At 40.7% G+C, this 16,600-nt stretch carries 14 protein-coding genes; all 14 read left to right on the top strand.

What is annotated here, in order from left to right; genetic code table 11:
• Positions 1-124 precede the first annotated feature (124 nt).
• The 14 genes from LG375_RS04070 (at position 125) to LG375_RS04005 (ending at position 16,587) form a co-directional block, all read left to right on the top strand.
• Entirely contained in the window at positions 125-880 is a 756-nt protein-coding gene (locus LG375_RS04070) for a lysophospholipid acyltransferase family protein (protein ID WP_002891566.1), read from the top strand.
• Between the two features lie 106 nt (positions 881-986).
• Complete coding sequence (locus LG375_RS04065; protein WP_073689618.1) at positions 987-1,682, top strand: helix-hairpin-helix domain-containing protein; 696 nt, start codon at positions 987-989, stop codon at positions 1,680-1,682.
• Entirely contained in the window at positions 1,672-3,912 is a 2,241-nt protein-coding gene (locus tag LG375_RS04060; protein WP_225745348.1) for a DNA internalization-related competence protein ComEC/Rec2, read from the top strand. Before LG375_RS04065 ends, LG375_RS04060 begins: the two co-directional genes overlap by 11 nt.
• 85 nt (positions 3,913-3,997) lie before the next feature.
• Complete coding sequence (locus LG375_RS04055; RefSeq protein WP_060972602.1) at positions 3,998-5,260, top strand: UDP-N-acetylglucosamine 1-carboxyvinyltransferase; 1,263 nt, start codon at positions 3,998-4,000, stop codon at positions 5,258-5,260.
• 65 nt (positions 5,261-5,325) lie between these two features.
• Complete coding sequence (locus tag LG375_RS04050) at positions 5,326-5,871, top strand: GNAT family N-acetyltransferase (protein ID WP_060972603.1); 546 nt, start codon at positions 5,326-5,328, stop codon at positions 5,869-5,871.
• Positions 5,864-7,144, top strand: coding sequence for a CBS-HotDog domain-containing transcription factor SpxR (spxR, locus tag LG375_RS04045; protein WP_201041711.1), 1,281 nt, complete (start codon positions 5,864-5,866; stop codon positions 7,142-7,144). The genes LG375_RS04050 and spxR overlap by 8 nt, the downstream gene beginning before the upstream one ends.
• Positions 7,145-7,182: 38 nt before the next feature.
• Positions 7,183-8,043 (top strand): methionyl aminopeptidase, encoded by an 861-nt coding sequence (locus LG375_RS04040; protein ID WP_004183173.1) that lies wholly within the window; start codon positions 7,183-7,185, stop codon positions 8,041-8,043.
• 1 nt (position 8,044) lies between these two features.
• Complete coding sequence (locus LG375_RS04035) at positions 8,045-9,004, top strand: YihY/virulence factor BrkB family protein (RefSeq protein ID WP_225745347.1); 960 nt, start codon at positions 8,045-8,047, stop codon at positions 9,002-9,004.
• Positions 9,005-9,094: 90 nt separating this feature from the next.
• Positions 9,095-9,604 carry a QueT transporter family protein gene (locus LG375_RS04030; RefSeq protein ID WP_004183169.1) on the top strand — a complete coding sequence of 170 codons (510 nt, stop codon included), beginning with the start codon at positions 9,095-9,097 and terminating at the stop codon, positions 9,602-9,604.
• A gap of 50 nt (positions 9,605-9,654) precedes the next feature.
• Complete coding sequence (gene ligA / locus LG375_RS04025) at positions 9,655-11,613, top strand: NAD-dependent DNA ligase LigA (protein ID WP_225745346.1); 1,959 nt, start codon at positions 9,655-9,657, stop codon at positions 11,611-11,613.
• A gap of 9 nt (positions 11,614-11,622) precedes the next feature.
• Positions 11,623-12,636, top strand: coding sequence for a diacylglycerol kinase (locus LG375_RS04020; RefSeq protein ID WP_037602836.1), 1,014 nt, complete (start codon positions 11,623-11,625; stop codon positions 12,634-12,636).
• A gap of 299 nt (positions 12,637-12,935) precedes the next feature.
• A complete protein-coding gene (locus LG375_RS04015) occupies positions 12,936-13,466 on the top strand; it encodes an energy-coupling factor transporter transmembrane protein EcfT (RefSeq protein ID WP_225745345.1) in 531 nt (176 codons plus the stop codon).
• A gap of 396 nt (positions 13,467-13,862) precedes the next feature.
• Entirely contained in the window at positions 13,863-14,849 is a 987-nt protein-coding gene (locus LG375_RS04010; protein ID WP_225745344.1) for a helix-turn-helix transcriptional regulator, read from the top strand.
• 109 nt (positions 14,850-14,958) lie between these two features.
• On the top strand, positions 14,959-16,587 hold the full coding sequence (locus LG375_RS04005) for a hypothetical protein (protein WP_107372281.1): 1,629 nt from the start codon (positions 14,959-14,961) through the stop codon (positions 16,585-16,587).
• Positions 16,588-16,600 lie beyond the last annotated feature (13 nt).

Genomic DNA, 16,600 nt, shown 5'->3' with positions numbered 1-16,600 from the left:
CATTATAGCTCAAACTATTAGAAAGTGCCACACCATTTTCAATAGTTTACAAAGAAATTCGATGAAAAAAGCGCTCCTTTTTTTGGTATAATAGTAAAAAACTTGTAGAAAAAGAGGTGAAAACGTGTTTTACGCTTATTTACGTGGGCTTGTTGTCTTCCTTCTATGGATTATCAATGGGAATGCCCATTACCACAATCGCGATAAATTATTGAACAAGGACGAAAACTATATCTTGGTTGCTCCGCACCGAACTTGGTGGGACCCTGTTTATATGGCTTTTTCAGCTCGTCCTAAGCAGTTTATTTTCATGGCTAAGAAAGAACTCTTCAAGAGTCGTATCTTTGGTTGGTGGATCCGTATGTGCGGAGCCTTCCCAATTGACCGTGAAAATCCTGGTCAAGAAGCTATCAAGTACCCTGTTAACATGCTTAAGAAGAGTAAGCGTAGTTTGATTATGTTCCCAAGTGGTAGCCGCCATTCATCTGATGTTAAGGGTGGGGTTGCAGTTATCGCTAAGATGGCTAAGGTTAAGATTATGCCGGTTGTCTATCAAGGACCTCGTGAACTCAAGGGGCTCTTGACAGGTGAACGTGTGGATATGAACTATGGTAATCCCATTGATATTTCAGATTTGAAGCGTTTGAATGACGAAAATATCCAAGAGGTTGCTCGTCGTATCCAATCTGAATTTGATCGCCTTGATGAGGAAGCTTTGAGCTATCAAACAGGCAAGAAACCCAATCCTTTGACTTATATTTACCGAGTACCTCTCGGTATTGTGGCTATCATTGCGGTACTTTTGACCATGGTTTTCTCATATGTAGCTAGCTTTGTTTGGAATCCTGAAAAACATCGTGCCAAAGAAACTCAGAAATAAGCTAAAAACTCTATCAGACATAGATCTGATGGAGTTTTTTACTTTTTGATATTTTTTAAAATTTTTTACGAATAAGAAAGAAAATATATCAATTAAGGAGAATAGCGTGAAGGAAAAGATTCTAGCCTATGTCAAAGATAATCGTCTGTTTGTGAGTGTCATCGCTGTACTGATGGTGATTTTTTGCTTCTTTCTATGGATGACTTGTGGTGCCGGAAACAGCATGGAGGCGGAGACGTCTTATACAGATGTGACAACATTGTCAACCTCCTCATCCAAAGAAGGGTCAAAATCACTTACTGAAGTGTCTTCTCAGTCAAAGACGGAAGAAAGTGAAAAGGATAAGTCAAAAGTAACAGTAGATGTTAAAGGAGCCGTAGTCAAGCCAGGGGTTTATACGCTAAAAGCGGGCACTAGAGTGACTGACGCCATCAAAGCCGCTGGGGGAATGACCGAGGATGCGGATGCTAAGAGTGTTAATTTAGCCGCAAGCTTGTCAGACGAAGAGGTTATCTATGTGGCAACTAAGGATGAAAACCTTTCTGTCCTTGGTCAATCAGGAACTAGTCAGGATTCTGACAAAGGAGGGCAAACTAATGCTAAGGATGGGAAAATTAACTTAAATACAGCGACTGCAGAGGAATTGCAAACCATTTCTGGAATTGGAGCTAAGCGAGCAGAGGATATTATCGCCTATCGCGAAAGTCATGGTGGCTTTCAGTCCGTAGATGACCTGAAAAATGTTTCAGGAATTGGTGATAAAACATTAGATAAAATCAGAGAGTCCCTCTATGTGGCTTAAAAAAGCGCCAATCAATCTTTTTTCCTTGTCTCTTTTAATAGCTGCCCTTTATTTTACGATTTTTGTCACTAATGTTTACGCTATTGGTGCTTTTGTCTTTCTTATGATCTGTTTTTTGAAGCATCATTGGAAGAATAAGGCAGCCCTAAAGTTGGTGGGACTTGTAGGTAGTTTCTTTTTGGTCTACTTTTTATTCTTGCATCATAGAGCTAGCATACAAGATAAACAAGCCCCTGTTGAAATCAATCAGGTGACTCTGGTTGCTGATACGCTATCGGTTAATGGTGAGCAATTATCAGCTATCGGTAAGGCAAAGGGACAAACCTATCAGGTCTTTTACCGACTCAAATCTGAGAAGGAGCAGCATTTTTTTAAGACTACTAGTCAAACGCTAGTATTAAAAGGGGAAATAAACTTATCTCAAGCAACTGCTCAGCGTAATTTTCAAGGGTTTAATTATCAGTCTTATCTAGCCAGTCAAGGTATTTATCGAATCGCTCAGATTGAGCGCTTGGACCAAGTAGTACCTCAAAAATCTCTATCTCCCCTAGCTTTTTTCCATCAAATGAGGAGGAGGGCTTTGGTTCATATCCAGACGCACTTTCCTAGTCCTATGAGACACTATATGACAGGCCTGCTCTTTGGGTATTTGGATAAGGAGTTCGATGAGCAGAGCCAGCTTTACACAAGTTTAGGTATTATTCATCTATTCGCACTTTCGGGGATGCAAGTGGGCTTTTTTCTGGGATGGTTTCGCTACGGTCTCCTACGCTTAGGTCTTCCTAAAGATTATCTATTTATCGTCTTGCTGCCTTTTTCCTTATGTTATGGCTTAATGACAGGATGGACAGCTTCAGTCCTACGTTCCTTGGTTCAAAGTTTGCTGGCTGAGTTTGGTATTAAAAAACTGGACAATATGGGAATAACCTTGCTTCTATTGTTTCTCTTGTTACCTCATTTTCTCTTAACAGTGGGAGGTGTATTAAGTTGTTCCTATGCCTTCTTGTTGTGTTTGTTTGATTTTGAGGACTTGTCATCTTTAAAGAAATCAATCTATACGAGCTTGGTATTGAGTCTTGGGATTTTACCCTTTTTAACCTACTATTATGGGACTTTTCAACCAGTTAGTTTGATTCTGACTGCAATCTTTTCAATTGTATTTGATAGCTTTCTCTTGCCTGTATTGACAGTATTCTTTGCCCTCTCAGGACTGGTAATCTTTTCTCAAATCAACCCACTTTTTGAATGGATGGAGTCCTTTTTGACTTGGATACAATCCTGGATAGGTCAACCTTTGATTTTAGGGAAACCTAGTTTGTTTCAGTTTGGCTTGATGATAGCTGTATTGATTTTGCTCTTTGATTTTTGGAAAAAGCCTCAGTTTAGGATTTGCCTTTTGATGATTTTTGGGCTTTTGATGGTCTGGGTCAAACATCCTTTAACCAATGAGGTGACTGTGGTTGACGTTGGTCAGGGAGATAGTATTTTTCTGAGGAGTATGAAAGGCGATACCATCCTAATTGATGTGGGTGGCAAGGTGACGTTTGGAACTAAGGAAAAATGGCAAGAGTCTAGCCAGACGAGCAATGCGGAGAAAACCTTGATTCCCTATCTACAGGCTAGAGGAGTGTCTCAAATTGATTATCTGGTCCTGACGCATACGGACACAGACCATATTGGTGATTTGGAAGAAGTGGCCAAGTGTTTTAAGATTAAGGAAATCTGTGTCAGTCAGGGGGCTTTGACTAAGTCTAGCTTTGTTAAAAGACTTCGGACTATAAAATGCCCAGTTCACACTCTAAAGGCTGGCGACAAATTACCTATGATGGGAAGTAATCTACAGGTTCTTTATCCCAATAAAATTGGTGATGGTGGTAACAATGATTCGATAGTTCTTTACGGAAAGCTATTAGGAAGCAGTTTTCTGTTTACCGGTGATTTGGAAAAAGAAGGAGAGGAGGAACTGATGGCTAGCTATCCAACTTTAAGGGCAAGCGTCCTCAAAGCTGGACACCACGGTTCAAAAGGTTCTTCGTCTGAAGCTTTTTTGGACCAGCTGCACCCCTCCCTTGCACTTGTTTCAGCTGGTGAGAACAATCGTTATAAACATCCAAATGATGAAACAATAGAACGTTTTAAGCAACGCCACATTAAAATTTTACGAACAGATAAAGACGGAGCCATCCGTTTTAAGGGCTGGTTTAAATGGTCAAGTGAAACTGTCCGATAATTGTTAGAGTTCTTAATTTGTCATGCACCTCAATCTATGGTAGAATGTAAAAGCTAATATTCCAGTATAAGAAAGATTGAACAGTATGCGTAAAATTATCATCAATGGTGGTAAGAAACTTCAGGGAGAAGTTACAGTATCAGGTGCTAAAAATTCAGTTGTTGCATTGATTCCAGCCATCATTTTATCTGATGGAGTGGTTACCCTTGACGGGGTACCAGCAATCAGCGACGTCGATAACCTAATTGAAATTATAGAAGTAATGGGTGGTTCTGTTAAGCGTGATGGCGAAACACTCGAAATTGATCCACGAGGCGTTAAGGATATGCCAATGCCATTTGGTAAGATTAACAGTCTTCGTGCTTCTTACTATTTCTACGGTAGCTTGCTTGGACGTTACGGTCAAGCAACAGTAGGTTTGCCTGGTGGCTGTGATTTGGGACCACGTCCTATTGACCTTCACCTTAAGGCTTTTGAAGCGATGGGTGCTAGCATTTCCTATGAAGACGAATCTATGCGTATTGCGACTGATGCTGGTCAACGCATTAAGGGTGCTCATATCTACATGGATACGGTCAGTGTTGGAGCGACGATTAATACCATGTTGGCAGCGGCTAAGGCTGACGGTCGTACGGTCATTGAAAATGCAGCGCGTGAACCTGAGATTATTGATGTGGCAACACTTTTGAATAATATGGGTGCGCGAGTACGTGGTGCTGGTACAGAAGTGATCACGATTGACGGTGTAGAAAGCTTACATGGCACTCGTCACCAGGTTATTCCAGACCGTATTGAAGCGGGTTCCTATATTGCTATGGCCGCGGCTATCGGTAAGGGAATTAAGGTTAAAAATGTTCTTTATGAACACCTTGAAAGTTTTATTGCTAAACTTGAAGCAATGGGTGTTCGTATGACAGTTGAAGAAGATGCCATCTTTGTTGAAGAGCAAGGTGATTTAAAACCTATTGACATTAAGACATCGCCTTATCCAGGTTTTGCGACGGATTTACAACAACCGATGACACCATTGTTGTTGAAAGCAAGTGGTCGAGGAAAAATTATTGATACGATTTATGAGAAGCGTGTGAACCACGTTCCTGAATTGGCTCGTATGGGTGCTGATATTCAGGTACTCGGTGGACAAATTGTTTACAATGGTCCAACGCAACTCTCAGGTGCGCCAGTAAAAGCCAGTGATTTGCGTGCAGGTGCTGCGCTTGTTACGGCAGGTCTTATGGCAGAAGGTCAAACTGAAATTACCAATATTGAGTTTATTCTTCGTGGGTATTCAAATATCATTGAGAAACTTTCTGACCTTGGTGCAGATATTCGTTTGATTGAAGATTAAGTCTAAGGTTCAACCCCTAGTGGTTGAGCCTTTTTCCATTTCTAAAACTGTGTTATAATACTATCATGGATATTTGGACTAGTCTGGGTGCTTTTGCCTTCTTTGAGTCGGAGCGCCTTTCTTTTAGACCACTCATCTTTTTGGATCGTTTTGATTTACACGAAATTGTATCAAATCCTAAGAATCTACAATTTTTCTTTCCTGCCACTCAAACACAGCATGAAACGGATTGCCTTTTGGTTCATTACTTCATGAAGGAGCCTCTAGGTGTATGGGCTATTGTAGATAAAGAGTTAGAAAAGATGATTGGCGTCGTTCGTTTTGAAAAGATAGATGTCCAGAAACGGACTGCAGAGCTTGGCTATTTTTTGAATGCCTCATACTGGGGTAGAGGCTTAATGACAGAGGCAGTTACTTGTCTGTCAAATTTGGCTTTGACAGCTATGGGAATGGATCGTATTATTCTTATTGCCCACTTGGAAAATAAGGCATCGACTCGTGTAGCAGAGAAGTCTGGCTTTAAACTTGTGTCCCATTTTAAGGGAGCAGACCGATACACCCGTACCATGCGTGATTATCTCCGCTTTGAGAAGGAGGAGAACTGTGAGTAAACATCAAGAAATTCTAGATTATCTAGAGGCCTTACCTATCGGTAAGCGTGTTAGTGTGCGTAGTATTTCGAATCACTTACAGGTTTCTGATGGAACTGCCTATCGAGCAATCAAAGAAGCTGAAAATCGAGGGTTGGTTGAGACACGTCCTCGGAGTGGGACAGTTCGAATTGAAAAGAAAGTCCAGGTTCGCCTTGATAAGCTGACCTTTGCGGAGATTGCGGAGATTACAGAGTCTGAGGTTATCTCTGGTCACGAAGGTCTGGAACGTGTCTTCAGTAAGTTCTATATCGGAGCCATGACTATTGAGAATATCACCCGTTATCTAACCAAAGGAGATCTTCTTATTGTTGGGGACCGTGAGGATATTCAATTGCTTGCCCTAGAACACAATAATGCTATTCTAGTGACGGGTGGCTTTCGGGTTTCCGATAGGGTTAAAGAGCTTTCACGTTTGAAGCAATTTCCAGTCATGGTAACAACTTACGATACTTTTACCGTGGCAACCATGATTAACCAGGCACTTTCGAATGTCCGTATCAAAACAGACATCAAGACTGTAGCCCAAGTCTATACCAGACGAGAAAACTACAACTACATGACTCCAGAAATGACAGTCAGGGATTTTCAGAATTTGGTGAAACGGACGAACTTGGTGCGTTTTCCTATTCTGTCTGAGTCTGAAAAAGTGATTGGGATTGTGACCATGCGAGATGTGTCTAATCAGCAACCGACGACCATGCTCAAGGCAATAATGACCAAGCCGACGGTGACACGACTTGAGACTAGTCTGGCAACTGTGGCCCAAAAGATGATTTTTGAGGACTTTGATATCATTCCTGTTGTGGATGAAGAAAAACACTATCTAGGTGTTATCACCCGTCGTCAGGTTTTGGAAGAACTTCAGGACAATAATCGTGGCAACTTGCACACCTTTAGCGATCAAATGATAGCTAACCTAAACCAGGACAAGCATGCTTTCAGCTTTGAGGTCGAGCCCACTATGATTGACAATTCTGGAAACCTCACTCAAGGTGTTCTTGCAGAGATGGTTAAAGAGGTTGTCTATCGTATCATGGAAAAGCAGGAACAAAATGGTCTTGTGATTGAAGAAATGATGTTTTACTTTCTTCAGGCAGCTCAGATCGATGACAAGGTGACGATTACACCAAGTATTATTGCTGAAACCAGACGTAGAGCCCATCTGGACCTTATGGTTACTCACGGAAATCATACCGTCTGCAAATCAGTCGTTGTGGTTAAGAAAACTTAGTAACAAAAATAAAAGATATAAAGAAAACGGAGAAAACAATGATTACTTTAAAATCAGCACGTGAAATTGAAGCAATGGATAGGGCAGGGGATTTTCTTGCTAGCATTCACATTGGTCTACGTGACCTCTTGAAACCAGGAGTAGACATGTGGGAAGTGGAAGAGTATGTGCGTCGTCGTTGTAAAGAAGAGAATGTTCTTCCCCTTCAGATTGGGGTTGAGGGAAGCATTATGGATTACCCTTATGCGACATGCTGTGGCCTTAATGACGAAGTGGCACATGCCTTTCCACGTCACTATATTTTGAAAGATGGTGACCTCTTGAAGGTTGATATGGTCTTGTCAGAACCTATCGATAAGTCGGTCCTTGATGTGTCAAAATTGGATTTTGACAATGTTGCTCAGGTTAAAAAATACACGGAATCATATTCTGGCGGTTTGGCTGACTCATGTTGGGCTTATGCGATTGGAACGCCATCTGACGAAGTTAAAAAACTTATGGAAGTAACACGTGAGGCTATGTACCTTGGCATTGAACAAGCGGTAGTCGGTAACCGTATCGGTGATATCGGTGCAGCTATCCAAGAATACGCTGAAAGTCGTGGTTACGGTGTTGTTCGTGATTTGGTTGGACACGGAGTTGGGCCAACAATGCACGAAGAACCAATGGTGCCAAACTATGGGGTGGCTGGACGAGGTCTCCGTCTCAAAGAAGGAATGGTTTTGACTATCGAGCCAATGATTAACACTGGTACATGGGAAATCGATACTGACCTTGAAACGGGTTGGGCTCACAAAACTCTTGACGGTGGACTTTCTTGTCAATATGAGCACCAATTTGTTATTACTAAGGATGGTCCAGTAATTTTGACTTCTCAAGGCGAAGAAAGAACTTACTAATATGAAACGACAAGGCTTAATGGCCCGTCTATTGGATAAACTCCAATGGCGCCCTTTGCAGGTTTATCTTATGCATTATCGTAGTGCAGAGATAGATATTTCAACTATCGCAGTGGCTTACTACCTCATTTTGACGGTTTTTCCGCTTATTGTCATTGCGGCAAATGTCTTTCCCTATCTGAATATTGATACGACTGATCTCTTGAAGTTTATGAATGAGCACCTTCCTAAGCAGTTTTATGCACCTGCAGCCAACGTTGTTCAGGATATCTTCTCGACACCTTCTGGACAGTTGTTGGGAGTTGCCTCTTTGACGGGATTCTGGACAATGATTAAGTCCTTGTCTTCGCTTCAAAAGGCGATTAACAAGGTATATGGTGCTTCAGAACACCGTGATGTCTTTATTAGTCACATTGTTGGTGGTTTCATGAGTCTGGTCATCTTGTTCCTGCTCACCTTTGCACTAATGTTGTCTACGATTATTCAGTCGGTCCTTAGAGTTATTACACAGACCTATCCTATTGGTTCCAAGATGACTCAGCTTATTTTAAATAGTATCCAGCCTCTGAGTATTGCAGTTGTCTTTCTGGGAATGATGGTGCTTTATTTTGTGCTTCCGAATGTGAAGATTCGAAAAATCCGCTTTGTTATGCCAGGGACTATCTTTACGACTTTGGTGATTGGCTATTTAAGCAACTTGTTTGGAACTTATGTGATTCGTACCTTGAGTCGATTAGTTGATATCAAGTTATTTGGATCCATTATGATTTTCGTCTTCATGCTTTGGTTCATCTTCTTGGCCAGGATTTTGATTTTGGGGGCCGTCTTTAATGCGACCTACCAAGAGCTTAGACAAGGTGAACTGAAAAGTAGAAGAGGAGATGTGATTACTATTATTCAGAGCTTTTCTGGAGATGGTAGTGACAGCAAAAAACACAAAAAAGATGAGGATGATTCCTAGATGATAAAGAGAGCTTGGTGAGATCCAGGCTCTTTTGACGGGAATATTATCCTTTGTAGATAATAAAAAGATAATGATTATGGAGGAAAAATGAAAAAACAAACTGTTCGTGATTTAACACATATTGCTATTGTGGCAGCTCTTTATGTAGTCTTGACTGTTGTGCCACCTTTTAACTTAATTTCGTATGGTCCCTACCAGTTCCGAATTGCAGAAATGTTCAATCTGTTAGGATTTTATAATCGCAAGTATATCATTGCCGTGACTTTGGGCTGTGTGATTGCTAATTTCTTTAGCTTTAACATGATTGATGTGGTTGTCGGAAGTCTCTCGACACTGGTCTTTGTCGGTTCAGGTGTTTATTTCTTCGACCGATTTAAGAACCAAGATATTTTAGGTGGACTTTTTGACAAGGCTCATGTTTACTTTGCCTTTTACTTCTCATTCTTCATGGTGACAATTGCGGCTGAGTTGACCTTGGTTACTCAGGCACCATTTTGGGCAACTTGGTTCACTGTTGCTATGGGAGAATTGGCTTCTCTCTTAGTTGGTGCAATTCTTATTAAGAAATTGGCCAAAGTTATTGATTTTGTTTCCTAAATTAACGTCTGTAAAGGCGTTTTTTTCTGCTTTTATGTTAAAATGTTCCTATGGAAAAACGAATGAAAGAGCTGGTTGTTAAACTTAACCAGTATGCAAAAGAGTATTATACGGAAGATAATCCATCAGTGTCAGATGCCGAGTATGATAAGCTTTATCGTGAGCTTGTAGCTTTGGAGGCTGAACATCCAGAACTTGTCCAAGCAGATAGTCCAACACATCGTGTGGGAGGGCTGGTACTTGATGGTTTTGAAAAATATCAACATGAGTATCCGCTTTATAGTTTGCAGGATGCTTTTTCACGAGAAGAGCTAGATGCCTTTGATAAGAGGGTTAAGGACGAATTTCCTAATGCTGATTATATGGCTGAACTCAAAATCGATGGGCTTTCTATCTCGTTGACCTATGTGGATGGTATTCTTCAGGTAGGTGCGACACGTGGTGATGGTTCTGTAGGTGAGAATATCACTGAAAATGTCAAGCGGATCTCAGATATTCCTCTGAAGTTGGACCAACCTCTTAATATTACGGTGCGTGGGGAGTGTTACCTGCCACGGGCTGAGTTTGAACGCATCAACATCCAACGCCAGGAAAATGGTGAGGCCGAATTTGCCAATCCACGTAATGCTGCAGCAGGAACTCTTCGTCAATTAGATACCAAAGTGGTTGCAGAGCGTCGTTTGGCGACTTTCCTTTATCAGGAAGCTAGTCCAACGGAGCGTCTAACACAAAATGATGTCTTAAATGAAGTGGCAGAACTCGGTTTCTCTGTTAATCCACGACGCATTGTCACATCATCGATGGCTGAGATTTGGGACTTTATTCAAGCTGTTGGAGAAGATCGTGATCACTTGGCCTATGACATTGATGGTGTTGTCATCAAAGTCAATAGTTTGGCTATGCAAGAAGAACTCGGTTTTACAGTTAAGGCGCCACGTTGGGCCATTGCTTATAAATTCCCGGCTGAGGAAAAGGAAGCAGAGCTTCTCTCAGTTGACTGGCAGGTAGGTCGTACGGGTGTAGTAACGCCGACTGCTAATTTGACTCCAGTGCAATTAGCGGGGACAACGGTTAGTCGAGCCACCCTTCATAATGTAGATTACATTGCCGAAAAAGACATTCGTATCGGTGATACCGTAATTGTCTACAAAGCTGGTGATATTATCCCTGCTGTACTTCGTGTAGTAGAGAGTAAGCGTACGACACAGGAGCCGATGGAAGTACCGACTCAATGTCCATCTTGTGGCAGTGGTCTTTTACATTTTGAAGATGAAGTTGCCCTACGTTGTATCAATCCTTCTTGCCCTGCTCAGATCAAGGAAGGCCTGATTCATTTTGCCTCTCGAGATGCCATGAACATCGCAGGTATGGGACCTTCAGTGGTTGAAAAGCTCTTTAAAGCTGAATTGGTTAAAGATGTGGCTGATATCTATGGCTTGAACAGTCAGGATTTCCTTCAATTGGAAGGTTTCAAGGAAAAGTCGGCTGAAAAACTTTACGCAGCCATTCAAGCATCAAAAGAAAATTCTGCAGAGAAATTGCTCTATGGCTTGGGTATTCGTCATGTTGGCGCCAAAGTTAGTAAGCAGTTGCTAGAAGCTTTTGGCAGTATACAAGAGTTAGCCAGTGCAGATGTCGAGGCTATTGCTACTGTAGATGGTTTAGGAGAGGTTATTGCCAAGTCCATCCAGCGCTATTTTGCTAAGGAGGAGGCCCAAGTTCTTATGAAAGAACTGGAATCCTATGGCGTTAATTTGTCCTATCTTGGACAAAAGGTGGCAGATGATGCTATCTTATCTGGTAAGACAGTTGTTTTGACAGGAAAATTGGAGCACCTTAAACGTAGTGAAGCAAAGGCAAAACTAGAAGCTCTGGGTGCTAAGGTGACAGGTTCTGTCTCTAAGAAAACAGATTTAGTAGTTGCTGGTAGTGATGCCGGAAGTAAGTTGGAAAAAGCACAAAGCCTAGGAATTGAAGTAAAAGATGAGGCTTGGTTGCTGGATTTATAGGAGTTCAATATGAAACAAAAACGTGCCCGCTTAATTTATAATCCAACATCTGGACAAGAAATTATGAAAAAAAATGTTGCCGAGGTCTTGGATATTCTGGAAGGTGCTGGCTTTGAAGCGTCAGCCTTTCAAACAACACCAGATGAGAACTCAGCAAAAAATGAGGCCACTCGTGCGGCCAAAGCAGGCTTTGACTTAGTTATTGCTGCTGGTGGCGATGGTACAATCAATGAGGTTGTTTCTGGGGTTGCCCCGCTTAAAAAACGCCCACAAATGGCGGTTATTCCAACGGGAACGACAAATGACTTTGCACGCGCCTTGAAGATTCCAAGAGGAAATCCTGTTGAAGCAGCCAAGGTTATCGCTAAAAATCAGACCCTTCAGATGGATATTGGCCGTGCCTATGATGACAAATACTTCATCAATATTGCGGCTGCTGGTTCCTTTACGGAACTAACCTATAGTGTACCTAGTCGCTTAAAGACAGTACTTGGTTATTTGGCCTACCTTGTTAAGGGGGCAGAGTTGCTACCACAAGTTAAGAAGGTTCCTGTTCGTATTACGCATGATGAGGGTGTCTTTGAAGGTGGTCTTTCCATGATTTTCGTTGCCTTGACCAATTCAGTTGGTGGCTTTGAAACGATTGCCCCAGATGCTAAACTGGATGATGGTAAATTTACTCTAATCATGGTTAAGACAGCTAACCTCTTTGAATTGGTTGACCTCATTCGTCAAATTCTCCAAGGTGGTAAACACATCTATGACAAGAGAATTTCCTATATCAAAACGAGCTCGCTGTATATTGAGCCTCTAAGTGATGATCGTATGATGATTAACCTTGATGGCGAATACGGTGGTGATGCACCAATTCATCTCCAAAATCTGAAGAATCATATTGAATTTTATGCAAATATTGATGAGATTTCTGATGATGCCATCACTCTTCCAGATACAGACGAATTAGCTCTTGAAGCCATTGCACAAAAATTCAGTACAGAAGCTGAAAAGATTGAGAATGACTAATGTTAAACCTTTAAGCAACCTAAGATAGGTTGCTTTTTTAGTATATTTGTAGAAAATGACGCTTTCATTTGTTACAATAGAAAAAACTGGGAAATTGTTATATAGAATATTTAGAGGAGTAGAGGTTTAATAAAGAGAGTAAACATTATTTAAGTGATGATCATCTAAAGAATGGTGATCAGGCTTTTGAGTCGGCTTTTAGTAATAAAGGGCCAGAGTTTGAATCTGCTTTTCAGGAGGAAAAAGCTGAGAAGCGGCATTTCTTTTTGACTCTTGTTCTACCACTGATACTCTTAAGTGTGAGCTGGGAATCGGTCTTCTTATCTTGGAAGTATAAGCCGATAATTGTGTATCTGGCTGTAATTGTGGCATGTTTTGTCCTTGCTATCATTCTCTTTAGAATGGGACAGAAGCTAGGTAGATTTCTCTTCACCGCAATCGTGGTTGGCTTGATTGGACTATCCTTCTTTGCCACTTTAGGTGGTTCTGTCTATCGAGAAGCTAAGAAGAAATATAGGATAATTCAGCAGGTGTCTCAGTCAGATCTTGATGAGGATAAACCTTATAGCGATGATCCCAAAGACTACGCAGATGAGTCTGCGATTTATAACTGGACGGAAGAAGATTTTGAAAATCTGAAACCCAAGGCTGATACCTTACGTTCGATTATTAAAAGTCATGGTAAGGGCAATTATGTCGAGATGGAGTCTAGTGGTCTCAAGGTGAGATATGACCGTGGAGATGGCAATGAGTATAGTGATCTCTCTTTTGTGAATGACGAAAAGGGACGCTTTGTCTATGATGGTGGAATAGCGACTTTATCCCCTTGATGGCGTCACTGAGGTTGATAATTATAGCAGTAATTGGACGGAAGAGCAGATAAATAGCTTACGTACTAAAGACCAAGACTATCTAGGTCCAGTAACATCCTTGTCTGAGGTAGTGAGGGAACATTCTCAGGCAAAAAGGGCCTGGAGAAGTATCAATGTCCATTCATCAGGAATCATACATAAGTCAGTTGATCTTGATTACACTGATCAGTATAGTCTTATTGAGAAAGCACAATTGTTAAGACTATCTTTTGAGTATAACGAAAAGAAAAAGGACTATTATTTGAGCTATAATTCTGTGGCTCGTCGCTACTAGGGATGACTATCTATGATAATGAATAACTAAACAGCAATTTTTTAGTAATAAGAGGTTTGATTATAAAGGGGGATTTTATAATGACAGCATCAAAAACCAAACGTCTCTTGTATTTTATGTCCGAATTGGAAAAGGGAAATGACATTTCAAAAACGGACTACCTAGCTCGCTTTGGCATAAGTGAGCGTACACTTAAAGAGGACGTGAGTGAACTCAAGGAAAATTTGACTGAGTTACGTCCAAATATGAAGGTTAAGTATTCCAGAAAATACGGTTCCTATCATGCCCAGTATGAACAGGGCTATGGTAACCTTAAATACAATCAGGCAGTTATCCTATCTAAGATTCTTTTAGAGAGTCGTGCCCTTCGAAAGGATGAAGTAGCAGAAATTATCAACATCTTTGTTGAGAGGGCTGTAGACGACAAGGAGCGCAGACGTATCAAGCGATTGACTGAGCTAGAACTAGATAGTTATCAAGAACTTAAGATTTATCAGGATCAAGATAAGTCACTCTTACCAGCTATTTCAGCCATTTTCGATGCCATTGTGGACCAACGTCCTTTGTCTTTTAGTTACCGTAAGCCAGGAGAAAAAGTGGAGGAATATAAGGTTTTTCCAATTTCAGTCATTTTTGATAACCATTATTTCTACTGTATTTCTTACAAACTGGATGATAACTTTACTTGTGATTATCAGTTCTCTGAAATCCGTTATTTCCGTGTTGATCGTTTCCAAACCATTCACAAATCTGAAAATGATTTGGCTTTCACGTTAAGTCCAGAACAAGAAGCCCGTCTTATTACAGATGAGCAAGTGCGCTACCAAGCTTTCTCAATGCTTTCTGGGAACGAGTGGGCTCGAATTATCTTTGAGTATAAAGGACTTTACCGTGATGTCTTGGAATCCGATATCCCAAAACTAAAATTGCTAGAGGAAAGCACTAGTGATGGTGTTGATCAGGTCCGTTATGAGATTGAAACCTTTAGTTTATTAGGCTTTCAAAAGTATATTCAACGCTTTGATGGAGATTTTGTTTTCCTTAAGATTGAAGCAATGGATAATTAATAAAAAAGGCATTCGATTATCCGAATGTCTTTTCAAATCTGACAAAAATAGTATAATTGTGTTAAAATAGGAATACGGAAGCGTTATCATTTTCATAAGGAGGGAAAATATGAAAGAAAAGAAAAAAGAAATGCAAAAACAAGTCTTAACTCTTCTAGGAATCTTGATTTTTGCCTTTGTCAATGTGTTTATCTTTGATAATAAGATGGGCGCTGGTTTTTCTGCCTTCTCAACTATCACCCTGATGAGTATTGGACTCTTGTCTAAGCGCACCAGTCTGCGAGTTTTGGCCATTATTTCCTATCTCATCAATGTGGTAGCAGCCGTTTTTGGCTTCAACTACGTTGGTTTTCTAACAGCAGTTCAGGCCATTGAACTTATCTTCGTTATCTGGTATCTTTACCCACGTGACACGTTTTTGAGACGAGATACAACTGATAAATACACTTACCGCTATCGTTGGATTCATTTGCTCTTGACGATTTTAATCTCAATTGGAGGTTATATCGTTTTTACAGTTGTTTCTAGTATTTGGAATGGTTCCTTCCTAGAATACGGTGGGAACACAGCTCTCATCTTTGCCATGCAATATTTACTCTTTTTGAGTATTACCAAGTCAAGGGAAGATGAACCGACCAAGGTTGCCCATTTGTTCCAAAAGGAACGCCGTACTAAGGAAATGAAAGCAGCAATAGAGGCTGAACGCCAAGCCAAAGAAAGAGCACTTGCACAAGCTTTCGAGGTACCTTTAAAGGCACCTAGTCAAACGGCTGCAAAATTTGGTAACAACATGATCAAATTTGCATCTGTCTGGCTATTGGTAATGGACATGTCCATCTTGGCTTACTTCTTCCGTCCAAATGATGTTGGTTTCGGGTTTGGCGCCTTCTTTGTACTCTTGACTATTGTCTTGTCCTTGATTTTCAAATCTGAGGAAGACAAGGAGGACGTTTTCTCTATCATCTATCATAAGGTTCGTCCTATCCAACCTATTTTCTTCATTTTACTTTTGATTGCCCATGCGCATAAGTTTAGCTATGGTGCTGCTTACGCTCTATTGTTCTCAGCTGCCTATTTCTTCTGGGCTATCAATAAGATTAATATGAAGACTCTCTTGACCTTTACAGTCATCATTTATTTCTTCCCAGTCTTTGGTTACCTTTCTAACCCTTACCGTCTAGGTGCTGAAAACCTTAAGATGGTAGGTGAACTGGTGACAGATCGTGATAAGTCTAATACCTTCTATCTTGGTCATTATTGGTCACTTTTAGGCTTGCAAAGCGATGGTGAGTATGAAGGAATCCCTGCTTCTTGGCAGGCTGCTAAGTTCGCTGATATTCAGACATTCTCTGATGACAGTGATATCACTTCAGGTGTCTTCCAAGTGAATAGTCACAATGACTATGATTATGATTTGCATTTAACAAATAACAAGGGCACCATTGCAGTCACAACTGGTTCTGGAAAAGATAAGAAAGAATACCAGTTCACTGACTTTGCCAGAACCTATTATCGATATGAAAAATTGAAAAAATCGGATAACCAAAAGCGTTATAAAGATTTTTACAAGGTAGGTACTGTTTCGACTGAGTTGGGAACTTATAATCTTTATCTCGAAATGAATCAAGATTGGGTTGATGAGTATCAGAAAGATCCTACTAATGTTGACTACCGTTTGCTTATCTCTGGTGATAAACTGACACCAAGAGAAGCTTACAAGAAAGCATATCATTACTAAAAAAATATCTCTG

The organism is Streptococcus sp. Marseille-Q3604 (genome assembly GCF_916619785.1).
In the GTDB taxonomy this organism is placed as follows: domain Bacteria; phylum Bacillota; class Bacilli; order Lactobacillales; family Streptococcaceae; genus Streptococcus.
This window is presented reverse-complemented; position numbering and strand designations above follow the sequence as displayed.

Bases quoted from the DNA above. Each gene is read 5' to 3' on its own strand.
- LG375_RS04060 (WP_225745348.1), top strand. From the start codon at position 1,672: ATGTGGCTTAAAAAAGCGCCAATCAATCTTTTTTCCTTGTCTCTTTTA.
- LG375_RS04055 (WP_060972602.1), top strand. From the start codon at position 3,998: ATGCGTAAAATTATCATCAATGGTGGTAAGAAACTTCAGGGAGAAGTT.
- LG375_RS04050 (WP_060972603.1), top strand. From the start codon at position 5,326: ATGGATATTTGGACTAGTCTGGGTGCTTTTGCCTTCTTTGAGTCGGAG.
- LG375_RS04040 (WP_004183173.1), top strand. From the start codon at position 7,183: ATGATTACTTTAAAATCAGCACGTGAAATTGAAGCAATGGATAGGGCA.
- LG375_RS04035 (WP_225745347.1), top strand. From the start codon at position 8,045: ATGAAACGACAAGGCTTAATGGCCCGTCTATTGGATAAACTCCAATGG.
- LG375_RS04030 (WP_004183169.1), top strand. From the start codon at position 9,095: ATGAAAAAACAAACTGTTCGTGATTTAACACATATTGCTATTGTGGCA.
- ligA (WP_225745346.1), top strand. From the start codon at position 9,655: ATGGAAAAACGAATGAAAGAGCTGGTTGTTAAACTTAACCAGTATGCA.
- LG375_RS04020 (WP_037602836.1), top strand. From the start codon at position 11,623: ATGAAACAAAAACGTGCCCGCTTAATTTATAATCCAACATCTGGACAA.
- LG375_RS04010 (WP_225745344.1), top strand. From the start codon at position 13,863: ATGACAGCATCAAAAACCAAACGTCTCTTGTATTTTATGTCCGAATTG.
- LG375_RS04005 (WP_107372281.1), top strand. From the start codon at position 14,959: ATGAAAGAAAAGAAAAAAGAAATGCAAAAACAAGTCTTAACTCTTCTA.